7 protein-coding genes are annotated in these 18357 nt (G+C 43.2%); 4 read left to right on the top strand and 3 right to left on the bottom strand.

From position 1 onward, the window contains the following. Nucleotides 1-8 precede the first annotated feature (8 nt). From AC3FZD_RS21405 to AC3FZD_RS21390, 4 genes are all read left to right on the top strand, one after another. Entirely contained in the window at nucleotides 9-11150 is an 11142-nt protein-coding gene (locus AC3FZD_RS21405; protein WP_488737969.1) for a hypothetical protein, read from the top strand. Between the two features lie 41 nt (nucleotides 11151-11191). Then, complete coding sequence (locus tag AC3FZD_RS21400; RefSeq protein ID WP_488737968.1) at nucleotides 11192-12046, top strand: CIS tube protein; 855 nt, start codon at nucleotides 11192-11194, stop codon at nucleotides 12044-12046. A gap of 38 nt (nucleotides 12047-12084) precedes the next feature. Next, nucleotides 12085-14223, top strand: coding sequence for a VgrG-related protein (locus AC3FZD_RS21395; protein WP_488737967.1), 2139 nt, complete (start codon nucleotides 12085-12087; stop codon nucleotides 14221-14223). A 150-nt stretch (nucleotides 14224-14373) separates the two neighbouring features. Then, complete coding sequence (locus AC3FZD_RS21390; protein WP_488737966.1) at nucleotides 14374-15534, top strand: DUF4336 domain-containing protein; 1161 nt, start codon at nucleotides 14374-14376, stop codon at nucleotides 15532-15534. Nucleotides 15535-15684: 150 nt separating this feature from the next. Here the strand turns inward: AC3FZD_RS21390 and AC3FZD_RS21385 are convergent, their stop codons facing one another. The 3 genes from AC3FZD_RS21385 to AC3FZD_RS21375 all read right to left on the bottom strand — a co-directional run bounded on the left by AC3FZD_RS21385 (nucleotide 15685) and on the right by AC3FZD_RS21375 (nucleotide 18256). Beyond that, on the bottom strand, nucleotides 15685-16746 hold the full coding sequence (locus AC3FZD_RS21385) for a Fe(3+) ABC transporter substrate-binding protein (protein ID WP_488737965.1): 1062 nt from the start codon (nucleotides 16744-16746) through the stop codon (nucleotides 15685-15687). A gap of 265 nt (nucleotides 16747-17011) precedes the next feature. Next, nucleotides 17012-17398 carry a DNA sulfur modification protein DndE gene (dndE, locus tag AC3FZD_RS21380; RefSeq protein WP_488737964.1) on the bottom strand — a complete coding sequence of 129 codons (387 nt, stop codon included), beginning with the start codon at nucleotides 17396-17398 and terminating at the stop codon, nucleotides 17012-17014. Between the two features lie 33 nt (nucleotides 17399-17431). Further along, on the bottom strand, nucleotides 17432-18256 hold the full coding sequence (locus tag AC3FZD_RS21375) for a DNA adenine methylase (RefSeq protein ID WP_488737963.1): 825 nt from the start codon (nucleotides 18254-18256) through the stop codon (nucleotides 17432-17434). Nucleotides 18257-18357 lie beyond the last annotated feature (101 nt).

Raw genomic sequence — 18357 nt, 5'->3', positions numbered from 1 at the left:
AGTTCATCATGACAGAAGACATCACCTCAGAAAGCTTACCCGACATACCATTAGGTGTAAAGCGCCCCTTAGCCACCCATCACCCCTTAGGCCAAACCTTTATCAGCCCCAAGTTTCTCCAGCCTTTGGGAGCCAAAACCATCAGTTTCTTCAATGGCTCAATGATTCAGGGACTACTTATAGATGACAGCTTTGGCAGTGGATTTACGGATAGATTTAGGGAGGGATTAGGCGATCGTCAATTACAAAAATCCCCCCTAACCTCCCAACCCATCCAAACTCTTCAGTCTACCTCCTCAACACCCCCAACAATTCAGCCCTCGCTCCTCCTTCAAGAATCCTCACCAAACCCGCTTCAAAACACATCTGAACTAAACACCCATACCTCATCTGAAAACCCCGACCTTCAACAACACTCATTCCCCAACTACGACACCTCCTCTCAACCCACTATCCAACCTAAACCAGTCCCTAAAAAAAACCTATTGAGTACCAATAAAATATCCCATTTAACATCACAAAAACCCCATAAAAAAACACAACTATTTCGTTCTATTATCACATCCTCTAACCCTCAAACCTCCCAACTCTCAGACCTAACAGACTCTCAATCCGATCTCAATCCCACTATTCACAATCAACTCCCATTAAACCAATCCACTATTCAACCTCAAACCCAATCCTCCAATTTTCCAAACAATCCCTCAACCATAATAAAACCTTTAAATCAGAATTTCACCCTATCTCGTAAAACACCGCCAAAAGCACCTAAAACTCCACAAACTCAAACCCATCAAAATTTCGACTCAAAAGTGCCCGAACAATGGTCTAGCATAGAAGAACTCATTGGAGAAACACCATACCCAACATCCCCATCCCCAGTAGACTCAGAAAACTTCACTTCTCCCTCCATACAAAAGACAGAATCACAAACAATTTCTGAACCCGTGCAAAGAGTAGTAGTAGAGAATTTATCTGGCGATATTACCAACACTGGGAATGTTGGTGAAGCAGGAAATGATTCTCCATCTCTTCAAAGAGTAGCAGAAGAAAGGGGTTCTGCTGATATTAGCAAAACTGAGAGCATGAGTGAAGCAGGAAATACTTCTCCATCTCTTCAAAGAGTAGCAGAAGAAAGGGGTTCTGTAGATATCCCAGTAACTGAGAGCATGAGTCAATTAGGAAATGCTTCTCTATCTCTTCAAAGAGTAGCAGAAGAAAGGGGTTCTGTAGATATCCCACCAACTGAGAACATGAGTGAATTAGGAAATGCTTCTCCATCCCTTCAAAGAGTAGCAGAAGAAATGGGTTCTGCTGATATTAGCAAAACCGAGAGCATGAGTGAATTAGAAACAACTTCTGAACCCGTGCAAAGAGTTGTGGTAGAGAATTTATCTGGCGATATCCCAGTAACCGAGAACATGAGTGAATTAGGAAATGCTTCTCCATCTCTTCAAAGAGTAGCAGAAGAAATGGGTTCTGCTGATATTTCAGCAACTGAGAAAATTAATGAAGCACAAACTACTTCTGAACCCGTGCAAAGAGTAGTAGAAGAAAGGGGTTTTACTGATATCCCACCAACTGAGAACATGAGTGAATTAGGAAATGCTTCTCCATCCCTTCAAAGAGTAGCAGAAGAAATGGGTTCTGCTGATATTAGCAAAACTGAGAACATGAGTCAATTAGAAACAACTTCTGAACCCTTGAAAAGAGCAGTAGTAGAGAATTTATCTAGCGATATCCCAGCAACCGAGAACATGAGTGAAACAGGAAATACTTCTCCATCCCTTCAAAGAGTAGCAGAAGAAAGAGTTTCTGCTGATATTCCAGCAACCGAGAACATTAATGAAGCACAAACAACTTCTGAACCCTTGCAAAGAGCAGTAGTAGAGAATTTCTCTGGCGATATCCCAGCAACCGAGAACATGAGTGAAACAGGAAATACTTCTCCATCTCTTCAAAGAGTAGCAGAAGAAAGTGTCTCTACTGATATCCCAGTAACCGAGAACATTAGTGAAGCAGGAAATACTTCTCCATCTCTTCAAAGAGTAGCAGAAGAAAGGAGTTCTGCTGATATTAGCAAAACTGAGAGCATGAGTCAATTAAAAACAACTTCTGAACCCGTGCAAAGAGTCGTGGTAGAGAATTTATCTGGCGATATCCCAGTAACTGAGAACATTAGTGAATTAGGAAATGCTTCTCTATCTCTTCAAGGAGTAGCAGAAGAAAGGAGTTCTGCTGATATTTCAGCAACTGAGAACATTAGTGAATCACAAACAACTTTTAAACCCGTGCAAAGAGCAGTAGTAGAGAATTTCTCTGGCGATATCCCAGCAACCGAGAACATGAGTGAAGCAGGAAATACTTCTCCATCTCTTCAAAGAGTAGCAGAAGAAATGGGTTCTGCTGATATCCCACCAACCGAGAAAATTAATGAAGCACAAACCACTTCTGAACCCGTGCAAAGAGTCGTGGTAGAGAATTTATCTGGCGATATCCCAACAACCGAGAACATGAGTGAATTAGGAAATGCTTCTCCATCTCTTCAAAGAGTAGCAGAAGAAAGGGGTTCTGCTGATATCCCAACAACCGAGAACATGAGTGAATTAGGAAATGCTTCTCCATCTCTTCAAAGAGTAGCAGAAGAAAGTGTCTCTACTGATATCCCAGTAACCGAGAACATGAGTGAATTAGGAAATGCTTCTCCATCTCTTCAAAGAGTAGCAGAAGAAAGGGGTTCTGCTGATATCCCAACAACCGAGAACATGAGTGAAGCAGGAAGTGATTCTCCATCTCTTCAAAGAGTAGCAGAAGAAAGTGTCTCTACTGATATCCCAGTAACCGAGAACATGAGTGAATTAGGAAATGCTTCTCCATCTCTTCAAAGAGTAGCAGAAGAAAGGGGTTCTGCTGATATTAGCAAAACTGAGAACATGAGTCAATTAGAAACAACTTCTGAACCCTTGAAAAGAGCAGTAGTAGAGAATTTATCTAGCGATATCCCAGCAACCGAGAACATGAGTGAAGCAGGAAATACTTCTCCATCTCTTCAAAGAGGAGCAGAAGAAAGGAGTTCTGCTGATATTTCAGCAACTGAGAAAATTAATGAAGCACAAACAACTTCTGAACCCTTGAAAAGAGCAGTAGTAGAGAATTTATCTAGCGATATCCCAGCAACCGAGAACATGAGTGAAGCAGGAAATACTTCTCCATCTCTTCAAAGAGGAGCAGAAGAAAGGAGTTCTGCTGATATTTCAGCAACTGAGAAAATTAATGAAGCACAAACAACTTCTGAACCATTGCAAAGAGCAGTAGTAGAGAATTTATCTGGCGATATCCCAGCAACCGAGAACATGAGTGAAGCAGGAAATGATTATCCATCTCTTCAAAGAGTAGCAGAAGAAAGGGGTTCTGCTGATATTTCAGCAACTGAGAAAATTAATGAAGCACAAACAACTTCTGAACCATTGCAAAGAGCAGTAGTAGAGAATTTCTCTGGCGATATCCCAGTAACCGAGAACATGAGTGAAACAGGAAATACTTCTCCATCCCTTCAAAGAGTAGCAGAAGAAAGAGTTTCTGCTGATATTCCAGCAACCGAGAACATTAATGAAGCACAAACAACTTCTGAACCCTTGCAAAGAGCAGTAGTAGAGAATTTCTCTGGCGATATCCCAGCAACCGAGAACATGAGTGAAACAGGAAATACTTCTCCATCTCTTCAAAGAGTAGCAGAAGAAAGTGTCTCTACTGATATCCCAGTAACCGAGAACATTAGTGAAGCAGGAAATACTTCTCCATCTCTTCAAAGAGTAGCAGAAGAAATGGGTTCTGCTGATATCCCACCAACCGAGAAAATTAATGAAGCACAAACAACTTCTGAACCCTTGCAAAGAGTAGCAGAAGAAAGTGTCTCTACTGATATCCCAGTAACCGAGAACATTAGTGAAGCAGGAAATACTTCTCCATCTCTTCAAAGAGTAGCAGAAGAAAGGAGTTCTGCTGATATTAGCAAAACTGAGAGCATGAGTCAATTAAAAACAACTTCTGAACCCTTGAAAAGAGCAGTAGTAGAGAATTTATCTAGCGATATCCCAGCAACCGAGAACATGAGTGAAGCAGGAAATACTTCTCCATCTCTTCAAAGAGGAGCAGAAGAAAGGAGTTCTGCTGATATTTCAGCAACTGAGAAAATTAATGAAGCACAAACAACTTCTGAACCCTTGAAAAGAGCAGTAGTAGAGAATTTATCTAGCGATATCCCAGCAACCGAGAACATGAGTGAAGCAGGAAATACTTCTCCATCTCTTCAAAGAGGAGCAGAAGAAAGGAGTTCTGCTGATATTTCAGCAACTGAGAAAATTAATGAAGCACAAACAACTTCTGAACCATTGCAAAGAGCAGTAGTAGAGAATTTATCTGGCGATATCCCAGCAACCGAGAACATGAGTGAAGCAGGAAATGATTATCCATCTCTTCAAAGAGTAGCAGAAGAAAGGGGTTCTGCTGATATTTCAGCAACTGAGAAAATTAATGAAGCACAAACAACTTCTGAACCATTGCAAAGAGCAGTAGTAGAGAATTTCTCTGGCGATATCCCAGTAACCGAGAACATGAGTGAAACAGGAAATACTTCTCCATCCCTTCAAAGAGTAGCAGAAGAAAGAGTTTCTGCTGATATTCCAGCAACCGAGAACATTAATGAAGCACAAACAACTTCTGAACCCTTGCAAAGAGCAGTAGTAGAGAATTTCTCTGGCGATATCCCAGCAACCGAGAACATGAGTGAAACAGGAAATACTTCTCCATCTCTTCAAAGAGTAGCAGAAGAAAGTGTCTCTACTGATATCCCAGTAACCGAGAACATTAGTGAAGCAGGAAATACTTCTCCATCTCTTCAAAGAGTAGCAGAAGAAATGGGTTCTGCTGATATCCCACCAACCGAGAAAATTAATGAAGCACAAACAACTTCTGAACCCTTGCAAAGAGTAGCAGAAGAAAGTGTCTCTACTGATATCCCAGTAACCGAGAACATTAGTGAAGCAGGAAATACTTCTCCATCTCTTCAAAGAGTAGCAGAAGAAAGGAGTTCTGCTGATATTAGCAAAACTGAGAGCATGAGTCAATTAAAAACAACTTCTGAACCCGTGCAAAGAGTCGTGGTAGAGAATTTATCTGGCGATATCCCAGTAACTGAGAACATTAGTGAATTAGGAAATGCTTCTCTATCTCTTCAAGGAGTAGCAGAAGAAAGGAGTTCTGCTGATATTTCAGCAACTGAGAACATTAGTGAATCACAAACAACTTTTAAACCCTTGAAAAGAGCAGTAGTAGAGAATTTCTCTGGCGATATTTCAGCAACCGAGAACATGAGTGAAACAGGAAATACTTCTCCATCCCTTCAAAGAGTAGCAGAAGAAAGAGTTTCTGCTGATATTCCAGCAACCGAGAACATTAATGAAGCACAAACAACTTCTGAACCCTTGCAAAGAGCAGTAGTAGAGAATTTCTCTGGCGATATCCCAGCAACCGAGAACATGAGTGAAACAGGAAATACTTCTCCATCTCTTCAAAGAGTAGCAGAAGAAAGTGTCTCTACTGATATCCCAGTAACCGAGAACATTAGTGAAGCAGGAAATACTTCTCCATCTCTTCAAAGAGTAGCAGAAGAAATGGGTTCTGCTGATATCCCACCAACCGAGAAAATTAATGAAGCACAAACAACTTCTGAACCCTTGCAAAGAGTAGCAGAAGAAAGTGTCTCTACTGATATCCCAGTAACCGAGAACATTAGTGAAGCAGGAAATACTTCTCCATCTCTTCAAAGAGTAGCAGAAGAAAGGAGTTCTGCTGATATTAGCAAAACTGAGAGCATGAGTCAATTAAAAACAACTTCTGAACCCGTGCAAAGAGTCGTGGTAGAGAATTTATCTGGCGATATCCCAGTAACTGAGAACATTAGTGAATTAGGAAATGCTTCTCTATCTCTTCAAGGAGTAGCAGAAGAAAGGAGTTCTGCTGATATTTCAGCAACTGAGAACATTAGTGAATCACAAACAACTTTTAAACCCGTGCAAAGAGCAGTAGTAGAGAATTTCTCTGGCGATATCCCAGTAACCGAGAACATAAGTGAAGCAGGAAATACTTCTCCATCTCTTCAAAGAGTAGCAGAAGAAATGGGTTCTGCTGATATCCCACCAACCGAGAAAATTAATGAAGCACAAACCACTTCTGAACCCGTGCAAAGAGTCGTGGTAGAGAATTTATCTGGCGATATCCCAGCAACCGAGAACATGAGTGAAGCAGGAAATACTTCTCCATCTCTTCAAAGAGTAGCAGAAGAAAGTGTCTCTACTGATATCCCAGTAACCGAGAACATGAGTGAATTAGGAAATGCTTCTCCATCTCTTCAAAGAGTAGCAGAAGAAAGGGGTTCTGCTGATATCCCAACAACCGAGAACATGAGTGAAGCAGGAAGTGATTCTCCATCTCTTCAAAGAGTAGCAGAAGAAAGTGTCTCTACTGATATCCCAGTAACCGAGAACATGAGTGAATTAGGAAATGCTTCTCCATCTCTTCAAAGAGTAGCAGAAGAAAGGGGTTCTGCTGATATCCCAACAACCGAGAACATGAGTGAAGCAGGAAGTGATTCTCCATCTCTTCAAAGAGTAGCAGAAGAAAGTGTCTCTACTGATATCCCAGTAACCGAGAACATGAGTGAATTAGGAAATGCTTCTCCATCTCTTCAAAGAGTAGCAGAAGAAAGGGGTTCTGCTGATATCCCAACAACCGAGAACATGAGTGAAGCAGGAAGTGATTCTCCATCTCTTCAAAGAGTAGCAGAAGAAAGTGTCTCTACTGATATCCCAGTAACCGAGAACATGAGTGAATTAGGAAATGCTTCTCCATCTCTTCAAAGAGTAGCAGAAGAAAGGGGTTCTGCTGATATCCCAACAACCGAGAACATGAGTGAAGCAGGAAGTGATTCTCCATCCCTTCAAAGAGTAGCAGAAGAAAGGGTTTCTGTAGATATCCCATCAACCGAGAACATGAGTGGATTAGGAAATGATTATCCATCCCTTCAAAGAGTAGCAGAAGAAAGGGTTTCTGTAGATATCCCATCAACCGAGAAAATTAATGAAGCACAAACAACTTCTGAACCCTTGCAAAGAGTAGCAGAAGAAAGTGTCTCTACTGATATCCCAGTAACCGAGAACATTAGTGAAGCAGGAAATACTTCTCCATCTCTTCAAAGAGTAGCAGAAGAAATGGGTTCTACTGATATTAGCAAAACTGAGAACATGAGTCAATTAGAAACAACTTCTGAACTCTTGAAAAGAGCAGTAGTAGAGAATTTATCTGGCGATATCCCAGCAACCGAGAACATGAGTGAATTAGGAAATGCTTCTCCATCCCTTCAAAGAGTAGCAGAAGAAATGGGTTCTGCTGATATCCCAGCAACCGAGAACATTAGTGAAGCACAAACAACTTCTGAACCATTGCAAAGAGCAGTAGTAGAGAATTTATCTGGCGATATCCCAGCAACCGAGAACATGAGTGAATTAGGAAATGATTATCCATCCCTTCAAAGAGTAGCAGAAGAAAGAGTTTCTGTAGATATCCCAGCAACCGAGAACATTAATGAAGCACAAACAACTTCTGAACCCTTGAAAAGAGCAGTAGTAGAGAATTTATCTAGCGATATCCCAGTAACCGAGAAGATTAGTGAAGTAGGAAATATTTCTCCATCTCTTCAAAGAGTAGCAGAAGAAAGGGGTTCTGCTGATATCCCACCAACCGAGAAAATTAATGAAGCACAAACCACTTCTGAACCCTTGAAAAGAGCAGTAGTAGAGAATTTATCTAGCGATATCCCAGTAACCGAGAACATGAGTGAAGTAGGAAATATTTCTCCATCCCTTCAAAGAGTAGCAGAAGAAAGAGTTTCTGTAGATATCCCAGCAACCGAGAACATTAGTGAATCACAAACAACTTCTGAACCATTGCAAAGAGCAGTAGTAGAGAATTTATCTGGCGATATCCCAGTAACCGAGAACATGAGTGAAGTAGGAAATATTTCTCCATCCCTTCAAAGAGTAGCAGAAGAAAGAGTTTCTGTAGATATCCCAGCAACCGAGAACATTAGTGAATCACAAACCACTTCTGAACCCTTGAAAAGAGCAGTAGTAGAGAATTTATCTAGCGATATCCCAGTAACCGAGAACATGAGTGAAGTAGGAAATATTTCTCCATCCCTTCAAAGAGTAGCAGAAGAAAGAGTTTCTGTAGATATCCCAGCAACCGAGAACATTAGTGAATCACAAACAACTTCTGAACCATTGCAAAGAGCAGTAGTAGAGAATTTATCTGGCGATATCCCAGTAACCGAGAACATGAGTGAAGTAGGAAATATTTCTCCATCCCTTCAAAGAGTAGCAGAAGAAAGAGTTTCTGTAGATATCCCAGCAACCGAGAACATTAGTGAATCACAAACAACTTCTGAACCATTGCAAAGAGCAGTAGTAGAGAATTTATCTGGCGATATCCCAGTAACCGAGAACATGAGTGAAGTAGGAAATATTTCTCCATCCCTTCAAAGAGTAGCAGAAGAAAGAGTTTCTGTAGATATCCCAGCAACCGAGAACATTAGTGAATCACAAACAACTTCTGAACCATTGCAAAGAGCAGTAGTAGAGAATTTATCTGGCGATATCCCATCAACCGAGAACATGAGTGAAGCAGGAAATGATTATCCATCTCTTCAAAGAGTAGCAGAAGAAAGGGGTTCTGCTGATATTTCAGCAACTGAGAAAATTAATGAAGCACAAACAACTTCTGAACCATTGCAAAGAGCAGTAGTAGAAAATTTATCTGGCGATATCCCAGCAACCGAGAACATGAGTGAATTAGGAAATGCTTCTCCATCTCTTCAAAGAGTAGCAGAAGAAAGGGGTTCTGCTGATATCCCAGCAACCGAGAACATTAGTGAATCACAAACAACTTCTGAACCATTGCAAAGAGCAGTAGTAGAGAATTTCTCTGGCGATATCCCATCAACCGAGAACATGAGTGAAGTAGGAAATATTTCTCCATCCCTTCAAAAAGTAGCAGAAGAAAGAGTTTCTGTAGATATCCCAGCAACCGAGAACATTAGTGAATCACAAACAACTTCTGAACCATTGCAAAGAGCAGTAGTAGAGAATTTCTCTGGCGATATCCCATCAACCGAGAACATGAGTGAAGTAGGAAATATTTCTCCATCCCTTCAAAAAGTAGCAGAAGAAAGAGTTTCTGTAGATATCCCAGCAACCGAGAACATTAGTGAATCACAAACAACTTCTGAACCATTGCAAAGAGCAGTAGTAGAGAATTTCTCTGGCGATATCCCAGCAACCGAGAACATGAGTGAAGCAGGAAATACTTCTCCATCCCTTCAAAGAGTAGCAGAAGAAAGAGTTTCTGTAGATATCCCAGCAACCGAGAACATTAGTGAATCACAAACAACTTCTGAACCATTGCAAAGAGCAGTAGTAGAGAATTTCTCTGGCGATATCCCATCAACCGAGAACATGAGTGAAGTAGGAAATATTTCTCCATCCCTTCAAAAAGTAGCAGAAGAAAGAGTTTCTGTAGATATCCCAGCAACCGAGAACATTAGTGAATCACAAACAACTTCTGAACCATTGCAAAGAGCAGTAGTAGAGAATTTCTCTGGCGATATCCCAGCAACCGAGAACATGAGTGAAGCAGGAAATACTTCTCCATCCCTTCAAAGAGTAGCAGAAGAAAGAGTTTCTGTAGATATCCCAGCAACCGAGAACATTAGTGAATCACAAACAACTTCTGAACCATTGCAAAGAGCAGTAGTAGAGAATTTATCTGGCGATATCCCATCAACCGAGAACATGAGTGAAGCAGGAAATGATTATCCATCTCTTCAAAGAGTAGCAGAAGAAAGGGGTTCTGCTGATATTTCAGCAACTGAGAAAATTAATGAAGCACAAACAACTTCTGAACCATTGCAAAGAGCAGTAGTAGAAAATTTATCTGGCGATATCCCAGCAACCGAGAACATGAGTGAATTAGGAAATGCTTCTCCATCCCTTCAAAAAGTAGCAGAAGAAAGAGTTTCTGTAGATATCCCAGCAACCGAGAACATTAGTGAATCACAAACAACTTCTGAACCCGTGCAAAGAGTAGTAGAAGAAAGGGGTTTTACTGATATTTTAGCAACCGAGAACATGAGTGAAGCAGGAAATATTTCTCTATCTCTTCAAAGAGTAGCAGAAGAAAGGAGTTCTGGCGATATCCCAGCAACTGAGAACATGAGTAAATTAGGAAATATTTATCCATCTCTTCAAAGAGTAGCAGAAGAAAGTGTCTCTACTGATATCCCACCAACTGAGAACATGAGTGAATTAGGAAATGCTTCTCCATCCCTTCAAAGAGTAGCAGAAGAAAGGAGTTCTGGCGATATCCCAACAACCGAGAACATGAGTAAATTAGGAAATATTTATCCATCTCTTCAAAGAGTAGCAGAAGAAAGTGTCTCTACTGATATCCCAGTAACCGAGAACATTAGTGAAGCAGGAAATACTTCTCCATCTCTTCAAAGAGTAGCAGAAGAAAGGGGTTTTGATCGTATGCTAAATTTTAAAAGTGGTGGGTTGAATCGCTTGTCTACATCTGAGGATATGCTACAAGGTCGTTGGGATGATGGTGGAAAGGGTTTGATGAGGGATGAAGGGCTTTTGGGTAGAAGGAAAAAAACGCTGAATGTTAAACAGGCTGGTTTTTTGCCTGCGGGAATTTCTATTGGTGCTAAAGGACAAGTTTCTAGTAGTGACTTGACTAATCAACCTCGAAATTTGGAGCGGTTGATTCAGGAGTCTTTGAAGAATCGAAGTGAGTTAAAGGAAAAAGTTTCTCGACGTAAGGCTAGTGAGGTGAAGCCTATTAGTAAGGATGAAACGGAAATTTATGAATATTCAAAAAAGGTTATAGAAAAGGAGGAGGAGGAAGAAAAAGAAGAGGATACAAAGGATGTGGTGGAATTTTTGGCTAGGGAGGTTTATGGGTTGATTCGGGAACGATTGGCGATTGAGCAGGAGCGATATGGGTCTTTTTACTCTGGTCGTTTGCCTTGGTGATTTGGTTAAATGAGAAGGATTAAGGATTAAGGAGGGGAAAAATGGGACTTTCGGATGCGTTAAAATCGGCGACTAAGGGAGCGGTACTGACGGGTGCAGATTTGCTGATGATGGAGCAAGCTATTGAGGTTGATGAAGAACGAGAGGATGTTTATGATATAGTCGAGGCCGAGAAGCAGAAGGCGGCACTTAGACTCTATCAGCAGCAGTTTCTACAAGGGGATATACGCTTAGTTAAGGCGGCGTTGATTCCGAGAGATGGGGAGGCAGCCGATATTATTCGCTTTATGTTTAATCCGGAGGAATTGCGGTTTAATCGCAGTGTGAAAATTGAGGATATGCAAGGGGCAAGAACGGAGCGGGGTTTGCCTAAAGTGAATTTTGGATTTGTGGAACCCTATAAGCTTACATTGTCAAATTTGATTTTTGATACTTATGAGTCGGGTACGAATGTTTTAAGGGAAATTCAACCGCTTTTAGATGCGGTGGATTTTAGTTCGTTTAAAGATCCGTTTGATGAACAAACGGTTAATGTAAATGGGAAAAACTATTCTTATCAAGAACGGACGTTGGCGGTTTCTCTGGGAGATTCTATGGTGTCTTCATTTACGAAGTCGATTAGTGGGGTTGATGTTTATGGTTTGGAGGAATATGGCTCGGAAAATCTTTCTAAACAGGCGATTGAGTTAAGAAGACCACCTGTGTTTTATTTTATCTGGGGAGATAAGATTTATATGCGTTGTATGGTGGAGTCTTTGGATTATAGTTTGAATATGTTTCGTCCTAATGGTGTGCCGGTTAGAGCGGTGGTAACTTTGAATTTGAAAGAGGTCGATCTTGGGGTGGCGAGTCGTAAGTTTAGCGAACGTCAAAGTTTTGTTCAAGGTGCTACTTGATAGGGATGCAGATTAGGTTGTTTTGAGGGATTGAGATTATGGGTGATGAGACGCTGTTTGTTTCGACTCCGATGGTTGAAATTGAGGGAGCTACTGAGGATGAGATGAGTAGCTTTATGCGGGATATTTTGCAAATTTCGGTGGAGGAAAGTTTGCATTTACCGGGGATGTTTACCCTGGTGATTAATAATCCCTATAGTCCGTTGGATGATGAGACGGAAACTTGGCAACATGACCGATTAATTCAAGTGGGAAAGAAGGTTAAGATTGGTTTTGTTGGCAGTACGTCGGCGGAAAATGAACAGGCAAATCAGGATTGGTTGATTGATGGAGAAATTACGGGGATGGAAACTCATTTTACGAGTTCGACTCAAGCACCGATTGTGATTCGGGGGTATGATTTGTCCCATCGTTTGCATCGGGGGCGTTTTAATCGTTCGTTTCAGGATTATACGGATAGTGATATTGTACGGAAAATTGCACGGGAGATGGGGATAGAGGGGGGGCATATTGATGATAGTGGGAAGACGCACGCTTATGTTTTCCAGGAAAATCAGACGAATATGGAGTTTTTGCGGGAGAGGGCGGCGCGAATTGGGTTTGAGTTGTTTGTACAGAATGGGAAGTTACATTTCCGTAAGCCGACGGAGAGTGAGGTATTGCAATTGACTTGGTTGAAGGAGGTGGAGAGTTTCCGGGTGCGGGTGACGAGTTCGGAAAAGGTGGATGCGGTTGAGGTGCGGAGTTGGGATTATCGGTATAAACGGCCGATTGTAGCTAAGGTCGATCGCCACAATTTAATCACTAACGTCGAAGGTAAGGGTGAAGGCATCATCGACACGAGTGATGATAATGACAGTAGTATCCGTTTTATTGAGGATAATTTCGGCTCTAATTTACCATCTCCCCGGTTGATTGTGGTGGATAAGCCGGTGTCGAGTCCGGAGGAGGCCGATCGCATGGCTCAAGCGATTTATGATGAGTTAGGAGGGGAGTTTATCTATGCGGATGCCCATGCAGACGGAAACCCTCTGATTCAGGTGGGTAAGGTGATTGAGCTAACGGGAATGGGGCGCTACAGTGGCCGATATTATGTGACGGAAACTCGCCATCTCTATTATCAAGGGGTTTATACGACCGAGTTTAGTGTGCGGGGATTGCGAGGGGGGTCTATTTTTGATATCTTATCGCCCCAAAGTCGCCTGCGGCCGGGACAGACGCTGATGGTGGGCATTGTAACCCATAATCGAGACCCGGAGGGATTGGGGCGAGTGCGAGTTAAATTTCCGACACTGAATCCGGAACCCGATGGCAGCTCCCATGCGAGTGAGTGGGCAAGGGTGGTGAGTGTGGGTGGAGGTAAACATCGCGGGTTTGATTGTTTACCGGAAATTAATGATGAGGTGTTGGTAGCGTTTGAACATGGGGATGTGCATCGGCCTTATATTCTGGGTGGGTTGTGGAATGGACAGGATAAGCCACCGGAACCGGTGAAGCGGACGATTTCCGATCGCGGAAAAGTGCGACTAAGAACGTTCAAAACTCCCAGCGGCCATACGTTACAGTTTGTGGAAGAAGACCAATATGCCAGTCGAGACGGCATTTATCTCCGCAGTAGTGCCGGTCATGAGATAGAACTTAATGATAGCGATCGCGCCCTAGAAATTACCACCAGCGGCCAAAACAAAATTCGCTTTGATGACCGCAACCAGCGCATCGAAATTCACACCAGAGGCGGCCATCGCTACATCCTCGATGATACACACCACAAGATGACCCTGCAATCCACCGGAACCCTGAACCTCAATAGCTCTAGAGGCGTGCAAATCAACCCAGGAATCGGTCAAGTCGCGGTATCTGGGCATCTGAGCAGTCACACCCTGACAACGGGACAACTAACGATCGGATTGGGCGCAAATCAGGTTAACGTAGGAGAGGCGATCGCCAACTTACAAAACCAAGTTAACCAACAGCAGCAAAGCTTCCAAAACTACATCCAACAGCAACAAACCCTCGACCAACGCCAAGATACAGCCAGAGCGCAACTCGCCCAACAACTGCAACAAGCCCAAAACCAAGCCACCCAACTCACCCAAACCCAACAAAAACTCCTCCAGCAACAACAAGCACTTCAGCAAGCCAGTCCAACCCCAACCCCAACTCCTCCAGCCCCATAGCTCCAGAGTTCCAAGCTATGAGACAATATAAAAAACTATCTTGAGCAAGTCTACTTCTTTATTTCAAAAATAATTTCAAAAATAAACTTTTAATCCGATGATTAAATCCCCCTATCCCCCCATCTCCCCATTCCCCCATCTCCCCATCCCTTGAGTGACCTATCTTGGCCCTTATGGCCCCTCCTACCCCTCTATCCCTACGGTCAACGACGCACCCTACGCCAAGAAGTCGTTAAAGACACCATTTGGACATTCGACCAACTTCAAGGCATCCTCTACGTGGTCGTTCCCATTCGCATGACCGTAATCAAACTCTCCTCTGGGGGACTACTCATCTATGCACCCGTTGCACCGACCCGCGAATGCGTGCGACTCGTCAATGAATTAGTCGCCCTCCATGGAGACGTTAAATATATTATCCTCCCCACCGTCTCCGGACTCGAACATAAAATCTTTGTCGGCCCCTTTGCCCGTAACTTCCCCCAAGCCCAAGTCTATATTGCTCCCCATCAATGGAGTTTTCCCCTTAACTTACCCGTGACCTGGCTAGGGTTGCCCGCAAACCGCACCCACATTCTCCCCCCCAACAGCAGTCAAACCCCCTTTAGTGCCGAATTTGACTATCGTATACTCGGCCCCATTAATCTCGGCACAGGACAATTTGAAGAAGTCGCCCTACTTCACCGGGCAACCGGTACAGTCTGCGTCACGGATACCATTATCTCTCTTTCTGACAATCCACCGGCGATCGCCCAATTTGACCCCTACCCCCTCCTCTTCCACGCCAGAGACACAGCCTCAGACCCTATTCAAGACACCCCAGAAAACCGCCGCAAAGGATGGCAACGCATTTGCCTATTTGCCCTCTACTTCCAACCCAGCGTCCTCGAAACCCCCCAATGGTCAACCGTCTTTAAACAAGCCATCAGCGCCTCAGACCGCTCCAAAAAAGCCTACTTCGGACTCTTCCCCTTCAACTGGAAACCCACTTGGAAACAAGCCTTTCAACCCCTACAAAACCGCCTCTGGGTCGCACCCGTCCTGCAAACCCTGATCCTCAACCGCGCCCCCCAAGCCGTCCTCCACTGGTCTGAACAAGTCGCCCGTTGGGACTTTCAGCGCCTGATTCCCTGCCACTTTAACGCCCCCATCCCTGCCACGGCCTGCGACTTCCGACAAGCCTTTTGCTTCCTCAAGCAACATCCCCTCACCCCCTATGCTCTACCCCCAGAAGATTTAAAATTGCTGCAAAATATCGATCGCAATTTATCAAAACGCCGCATTGTTCCCCCCCCGCAACCCAAGGTTTAAATCGGATAGAGTTATCAAAATTCTAATTGATATCAAACCTGGAAAAACAACCCTAATTCAGGAGCTAGGGAGCAAGACGCTCCCACTCCTCAATATTAAAATTTTTCGGCTATGGGGGCATCTTGCCCGCTTTTTAACCCCTTAACCCGACTATTTCCAACCCGCGCTATCCATAATTTTTAAGGCTTCGCCATTATTTTTACCAAACACATCCGGGTTAAGCGGATCGGCCTTAAAACTGCCAAACCCTTGCAGCACCGGATCGAGAGAGACTCCCGCAACCACAGGATATTCATTATTGCCTTCAGCAAAAAACTGTTGAGCTTGACCCTCAGCCAGATATTCTAAAAAGTCGATCGCCGCCGCTCTATTTTTGGCGTGCTTAACGACACCTCCCCCACTGATATTAACATGGGTTCCCCGACCATTGGGGCCGGTTTGGTTGGGGAAAAAGATCCCTACAGTATTAAATACCTGTTGATCTTCTCGTTGGCTAGACTTACCCAGACGAGCCAGATAGTAGCTATTGGCAATGGCAATATCACCCCTCCCCGCAGCACAGGCTTGAATTTGGGCAGTGTCATTGCCTTCTGGCGATCGAGCAAAATTAGAAACCATCCCTTTTGCCCAAGCCAAGGTTTTCTCCGCACCATTAGCCGCTAACAAGGAACCCACCAGGGATTGGTTATAAACATTGGTCGAACTTCTAATCAGGATTTTCCCTTTCCATTTGGGATTCGCTAAATCCTCATAGGTCGAAAGTTGGGATTTACTCACCTTATTCTTATTGTACATAATCGCCCTAGCCCGCTTGGAGAAAGCAAACCAATGACCTTGGGGATCTCGGAGGTTACCGGGAATTTTCTGATTCAGAGTCGAAGAGCTAACCGGTTGTAGGATGCCATCTTGTTTGGCTCGCCATAGGTTACCCCCATCAACGGTTAATAAAATATCGGCTCTGGTATTGGCTCCTTCGCTTTTGACTCGTTCGATCAGTTGTTCCGCTTCCCCTTCGATCAGGTTCACTTTGACTCCGGTGGCTCGCGAAAAGCTCTCGTAGAGTTCATCGTCGGTATCGTAGTGACGGGAAGAATAGAGGTTTACAGCCCTCCGTTGGGCGATCGCTGGCACTTTGCTGATTAGATCCTTACTCGCAACCGCTACGATCCCTGTTCCCGCAGCCAGAATAAAGTGTCGTCGATTGAATTTCATGGTTGTCCTGTCGTTTTCTTTGAGAAAATTACTCAATATTAATCCACTAGCCATTCTACTACTAATGAGAGTAATTCCTAATTAAATTTGAGTTTAAGTTTTGTAAATTTTCTCCTGTTGCCTATACGAAAAGCCATATACACGATTAAATTCCTTTTGTCAACCCACGTATTAATCAGAACTTCTATTAATTTCTGGGACTATGATGAACCCAACTAATCCAGAACTATTATCAATAAAGTAGGGGTGGGTTTGAAACCCGCCCCTACTGGCGATCGCACAACTCGATTAAATCCTCAATCCTCTTCAGATTCGGATCGCCCGCCAAATAGCCAATTCCGCGATGGATATGGCGGCGACATTGAAGCGCCAAAGTTTCCGGATCAGTACCCAGTCCATCATTGATACAGCGTTGTTTGAGGGCGATCGCCAAAACATCCGCCAACTCCCCCCCAAACACCCGCCAAGACAACTCCACATTACTATCACGGGGAATCGGAACCGGAGACGGGATCGACGGTTCCGCCAAAGAACGACAAAACGCCCAACGACACAAAATATTCCACTGTTCAATCTTCGTATACCGTTTCAACTTCGTCAGTTGATCCTTCGCCGTTTGCGACAATTGAATTCGTTCTAGAGGTGCATCCATGGAAGAGAAGTAATCAGTAACGCAATCTTCAGTTTAGGATACTTCAGCACCATTAGTAATGAATAACTCCTTGCCCTTTTCGGCTGAAGCTTGCCTATAATTATTCATCCCATATTGCAATTCCCACTCAACAATCTGAGCAAACTGGAAATTCTCCCTAATTTCCGGTGAATTATCATAGGTAATCAACCACCGATGAGAACAAATTTTTCGCATCTCTTCCGCAAAGCGTTGATGCTCAAAGCTGATATGAAGATGACCATCTTTGCCATATAACTTAGATTTTTTAGCCACAAAATAGGGCGGATCTAAGAAAATAAATACCCGCTCACCCTCCGGTTTCAGCACTTCGCCATAGTCCAAATTAGTAATTTTAACATCCTGCAAAATCGGGGCTAACTTCGCCAAACGATCGATCGAAGAATCGGTAAACCGTCGTAAAAATGCCTGCTGAGAAAATCCCCCCGATTCAACAGTTCCAGAAAAACTAATCCGGTTGAGGACAAAAAAGCGCACGGCTCGCTCTAAGTCCGATAAATGCTCTACATTAACTTTCAAATAGTCCCGAAATAGTTTTTTGCCATCAGTGCAACTGACTTTAACTTGACGCACTTCTGAGACTAATTTCTCTAAATCAGATTGGGCGACTTTCCAAAAGAAATATAATTCGGGATTTAAGTCATTAATCCAAATCTTCAATTTGGGATACGTTTGCTTGAGATAAATAAACAAAGAGCCACCACCAACAAAGGGTTCTCGGTATTCCCACTGTTCGTCAAATTCCTTGGGCAAATGTTGAATGATTTTTTTGATTGCTTTAGCTTTCCCACCAGGATAGCGTAGGGGACTTTTAATCATTATCTATACTATAGTATTTTCAATGCATTCGTGAAGTACAGCTCTTTTCGCTATGAGGTGAGGTACATCTCGATCCCCCCTTGCCCCCCTTAAAAAGGGGG

This window comes from Roseofilum sp. KMC-1 (assembly GCF_057802075.1).
Note: the sequence above shows the minus strand (reverse complement) of the source record. Positions and strands in the feature narration are given on the sequence as shown.